This is a genomic window from Verticiella alkaliphila (genome assembly GCF_018904615.1).
Taxonomy (GTDB): Bacteria; Pseudomonadota; Gammaproteobacteria; order Burkholderiales; family Burkholderiaceae_B; genus Verticiella; species Verticiella alkaliphila.
The window spans coordinates 1-4,163 of sequence record NZ_JADCNH010000082.1 but is presented as its reverse complement, the minus strand read 5'-3'; the positions used below and the strand labels follow the sequence as shown (position 1 = coordinate 4,163).

Sequence of the window (4,163 nt, the reverse complement as noted above, 5' to 3'; positions counted from 1 at the left end):
AGGTGACATGTCTCGTTTGATTTATTAACTTTATGTATCAGAGACGTGCGTGACGTGTGATCGCGTGATGGATCACCCTATCGCCGCGCGTTCGTGGACGGCCTGCAGCATCTCGTGGCCGCACTGCCCGCCAGCGTGCAACGCGTGGTGTTCGTATCGTCCTCGGCCGTCTACGGCGATCACGACGGGGCCTGGGTGGACGAGACCACGCCCGTGGCGCCGATGGGGTTCAACGGACGCATCCTGTGCGAGGCCGAAGACTGGCTGGCTGCCCAGACCGTGCCCAGTGTGGCGCTGCGGCTGGCGGGCCTCTATGGCCCCGGGCGGCTGCAATTGCTCGAACGCTTGCGGGAAGGCGCGGCGCACGCCCCGCGCACGCCGCCACACTGGGCCAACCGCATGCACATCGACGACGCGGCTGCTGCCGCGGCGCACCTGCTGATGCTGCCGTCGCCCGACGCGGTGTACATCGGCGCAGACGACACGCCGCTACCGCTGCACGACCTGTACAGCGAGCTCGGCGCGCAATTGGGCGCGCCCGCGGTGCCCGAAGGCCCGCCCCCGCCTCGCGTGGGCAGCAAGCGCGTGTGCAACGCCCGCCTGAAGGCCACGGGTTTCGACCTGCGCTGGCCGGATGCGCGAGCAGGCTACGCGGCCCTCATCGCGGCGGAACACGATCGGGGCTGACGGCCTCGGGCCGGTTCATGGCGACGCCGCACCGACGACGTCGGCGAGTGGCTCAGTGCAGTACCGTGTCCGGCGGGGCGCCGCCCTGCAGGCTGCTCTCGATGCCTTCGGGCCACACCCCGCCCAGCGGCCATTCCGCCGTGCGATACCGCAGATGCAGTACCTGCAGCACCCGGCGCAGGGCATCACCATCCAGCGGCAGTGCCAAGGCGCGCGCGGTCTCCCAGCGCAGCACCAGATGGTGGCCGCCGCCCGCGTGACGCACGACATTGATGGTGTGAATGAGCCCATGAGGCGCCGTGCGCGGCACCTCTACAGGCTCGCTCTCCGTGCGGGCGCGCGGCACGGCCGCAGTCGCCCGGGATTCGCCAGCAGACGACGTTGTGCCCGCAGAAGCCCCTGCGGCCGGCTTTGCCACAGGGCGCGTCATCGGCACGGCCGAGGCCTGCGATAGGCGGTCGGCCAGCACCTTGATAAGCAGGTTCGCCAGGCGCTGCGTCAGCCACAGGCCCTGCTCGTGGCCGTCGGCACAGCGCGCCGCCAGATGGAGGCGATCCTCGTTTTCGTCGTAGGTGACGGTCAGCGTATTGATGATGCGCATGCGGATCTCGCAATGATGCCCAGCGCATTGTCGCAAATCCCGGCCCGCCCCGCCTGCCCGAGGCAGCATAGAATGAACCTCCCGCTGCCGCCCCCTGGCCGCCCCCACATACGCGACCTGCGCCGCTGCCCCGAGGAGCTCTGCATGACCTGGAACGACGGCTACGTGGCCGACATCGGCTACACCCACGGCTTCTATCGTGAGTTGAGCCCCTCGATGCTCGCCTTCGCCACGCGCGAACGCGGCCTGGCCGCGCCGTCGCCCGATGCCCCCCTCACCTACTGCGAGCTGGGCTGCGGCCAGGGCGTGACCGCCAACCTGCTGGCGGCCGCCAATCCGCAGCTCCAGGTCTACGCCAACGATTTCAACCCCGCCCACATCGCCGGCGCCCAGCGCCTGGCCAATCGCGCCGGCATCGATAACGTGCATTTCCTGGAGCACAGCTTCGAGGAGATGCGCCATGACGACAGCCTGCCGATGTTCGACATCATCACGCTGCACGGCATCTACAGCTGGGTCGCCGAGCCGCACCGCGAGCACATCCGGGCTTTCATCCAGCGCCGCCTGAAGCCGGGCGGCCTGGTGTACGTGTCCTACAACGCCATGCCGGGGTGGGCGGCGGTGGCGCCGTTGCGGCATCTGATGTATCTGCAAGCCCAATCGGCATCCGGCACGTCCACGCAGAAGGTTCCCGCCGCCCTTTCCTTTGCCAAAAACGTGATCGACGCTCAGGGGGCCTTCTTCCGAACCAACAAAGTGGCCACCGCCCGGTTCGAACGCATTCAAACGGAGTCACCGGCATATCTCGCCCATGAGTACCTGAACGATGTGTGGCAGCCTTTCTATTTTGCCGATATCGCCCGGGCTATGGGTGAAGCGAAGCTGACGTACGCGGGCAGCACCAATCTTGTCGAACAACTGGACGCTGTCAGTCTGACGCCCGAACAGAGCAAGCTGCTTGCAGACATTTCCGACCTTACGTTGCGCGAGACAACGCGCGACTACCTCATCAACCAGCAATTCCGACGCGACATCTTTGTGAAGGGACGTTTGACGCTGTCCAACACCGAACTTGAGGAGAGCTGGCGCGGCCAGCGGCTGGCCTTGGTGCGGGCACCCAGCGCGGTCAACCTCAAGGTGCGCACACCTCGAGGAGAGGCGGATCTGGAAGCCGCCTATTACGTACCCGTGATCGAGGCTTTGGCGGAAGGGCCTCGCACCGTTGGCGAGCTCCTGAAGGACCACAGGGTGAAGGAAGTTGGGCCACTACGGCTGCGCCAGGCTTTGCAGATTCTGCTAGGCAGCGGGCAGATCGACACGGCGCTCGATGCACTGGGCGAGGAACAGCGTCGCTCACGCACGGATGCGTTCAATGCCGCCGTCCTTCATGACGCAGAGCACGGTGGGGAGCTCCGGGTGCTCGCCTCCCCTGTTACGGGCGGGGCGGTACCCGCGGATCGGGTCACCCAGCTATTCCTGCTCGCACGTTCGCAGGGCGCAACGGACTATCCGGCCTTTGCATGGCAACATCTGAAGCAGCGCGGTCAACGCCTCAAGCAGGGGGACACACCGATCCACGGTGACGAAGCCAATCTCGCGGAACTTGCCACCCGGCACAGCCGGTTCGAGGGCGAACTGATTCCGCTCTTGAAGCAATTGGGTATCGTGGACTAAGAAACAAAAGAAGCCCCGCAACGAGCTTGTTGCGGGGCTTCGTACAACACCGGAAGTCATGTCGACTGCACCGGAAAGTGCAGTCGACATCAACCCTGATGGCACCAAGAACTTAGTCGGCGAACCAGCTATCGTTCAGGGTGTTGACCAGGTGGTCCAGGTTGACTTCGCCGACGATCTTCACGAGCACGTCGGTGTCGTCCAGCGTGACTTCGCCGATGTTGGCGTACACGTAGGTGTCGCCACCGAACGTGAACACGAACTGACCGCCTTCACCGTTCACCACGACGCCCTTGGCGGCGACTTCCGTCAAAGCCAGGTCGAAGCTGTCCGTTTCCGTCACGGTAGTCTTGACGAAGCTGTCGAACGTCACGAAATCGTCACCGACGACCGCGCCAACTTGCAAGTCATCGTACGGAGCGCGCTCCTCGCCGTCGTCCAGGTCGACGCTCAGATCGATCAACTTCAAGCCGGTCAGCGTGTCTGCCGCATCAACGGTCGAGTTGTTCAGGTAGATGTACGAATCACCAGCGCCCAGCGAGATGGACTCGGCCAGCTCGTTCACGGACGAGTAGTAGAGGGTGCTCTTGGCGTCCATACCAGACAGGTCGATCGTGACAAGGGCGGAGGACACCAGAACGACTTCATCGTCCTCACCGTACTGCCAATCGCCATTGTAGATATCGACATAGCCCGAACCGGTAACGGTGAGCGTCGTCAGGGACGCAACGTCTGTGGAGTCCACTTCGAAGTAGGCGCCGTACATAGCCTGCAGACTCACTTCTTCTTCAGGCCACGTGGTCACGAGCTCGACATTGGCAACTTGCACATCACCCGTCAGGTCAACGCCACCGTCTTCAACGCGCAGGTTGAGCTCAGACGCATAGACGTCGAGGTCGACATAATCGTCGCCCACTTCAACGGTGACCGCGCCACCGAAGGTGCCCGCGCCCTTGTAGCCAGCGGCGAACACTTTCAGGTCATCTTCGGCAACCAGGAGTTGCGTGGCCGAAGCGTTCTTGACGATGCTCTCGTCTTGGAACGTCAGTTGGCTGAACGTCGACAGACGCGCAGCGTCCACGTCGACTTCGTTGGCGAACACGAGGTTGTCGATGTTCGTCACGCCCGACTTCAGGATGTTGTACTCGCCAGCCGAGACCAAGGCCGCTTCCGTTTCGATGACGAGGGTGTCGAAACCTTC

The 4,163-nt window shown here is 64.0% G+C and carries 3 protein-coding genes and 1 pseudogene; 2 read left to right on the top strand and 2 right to left on the bottom strand.

The window, feature by feature from the left end; genetic code table 11:
- Positions 1-60 precede the first annotated feature (60 nt).
- Positions 61-687, top strand: a pseudogene (locus IMZ29_RS22145) (NAD-dependent epimerase/dehydratase family protein); the annotation flags it as partial.
- A 52-nt stretch (positions 688-739) separates the two neighbouring features.
- Here IMZ29_RS22145 and IMZ29_RS22140 read toward each other — a convergent pair.
- Positions 740-1,288 (bottom strand): hypothetical protein, encoded by a 549-nt coding sequence (locus tag IMZ29_RS22140; protein WP_216188432.1) that lies wholly within the window; start codon positions 1,286-1,288, stop codon positions 740-742.
- A gap of 144 nt (positions 1,289-1,432) precedes the next feature.
- Here IMZ29_RS22140 and IMZ29_RS22135 point away from each other — a divergent pair, with 144 nt between their 5' ends.
- Positions 1,433-2,962 carry a class I SAM-dependent methyltransferase gene (locus tag IMZ29_RS22135; protein WP_216188430.1) on the top strand — a complete coding sequence of 510 codons (1,530 nt, stop codon included), beginning with the start codon at positions 1,433-1,435 and terminating at the stop codon, positions 2,960-2,962.
- 112 nt (positions 2,963-3,074) lie between these two features.
- Here IMZ29_RS22135 and IMZ29_RS22130 read toward each other — a convergent pair.
- Positions 3,075-4,163: hypothetical protein (locus tag IMZ29_RS22130; protein WP_216188428.1), on the bottom strand; the 1,089-nt coding region annotated here is incomplete at its 5' end.

Excerpts from the sequence above, each read along its gene's own strand:
- IMZ29_RS22140 (WP_216188432.1), bottom strand. The coding sequence starts at position 1,288 with ATGCGCATCATCAATACGCTGACCGTCACCTACGACGAAAACGAGGAT.
- IMZ29_RS22135 (WP_216188430.1), top strand. The coding sequence starts at position 1,433 with ATGACCTGGAACGACGGCTACGTGGCCGACATCGGCTACACCCACGGC.